The organism is Streptomyces sp. NRRL F-525, from assembly GCF_000716605.1.
In the GTDB taxonomy this organism is placed as follows: Bacteria; Actinomycetota; Actinomycetes; order Streptomycetales; family Streptomycetaceae; genus Streptomyces.
In genome coordinates, this window is sequence record NZ_JNXE01000171.1 from 1 (window position 1) to 358 (window position 358).

Here is a 358-nt window from a genome sequence, read left to right on the forward strand (position 1 = left end):
CGTCGCCGTCGAGGACGACCACGTGGCGGCCCGGCCGGGCCAGCGCCACGCCCAGGCCGACGGGGGCGGCCATGCCCATGGACCCGACCAGGTAGAAGTTCTCGGGCCGGTCGGCGGTGTTGTAGAGGTCGCGGGTGATGAACCCGCAGGTGGACACGTACAGGGACGTGGGGAACTTCTCGGTGACCGCGCGGATCGCGTCCTGGATGCCGAACATGCTCAGATGCCTTCCTTGACGATGAGGACGGGAGTGGTGCGTCCGTCCTCGGCGGCCGCGAGGCAGCGCTCGACGGAGCCGTGGGGGTCGCTCGGGTCGAAGACGGTGTGGCGCAGGCCGAACACGTCGAGGAGGTTGAGC

1 protein-coding gene is annotated in these 358 nt (G+C 70.1%); it reads right to left on the bottom strand.

Annotated features, from left to right (window positions below; all coding sequences use genetic code 11):
• Positions 1-217 (bottom strand): thiamine pyrophosphate-dependent enzyme (locus OO69_RS53450; RefSeq protein WP_033287429.1); only part of this gene is annotated, 217 nt, incomplete at its 3' end.
• Between the last annotated feature and the right edge of the window lie 141 nt (positions 218-358).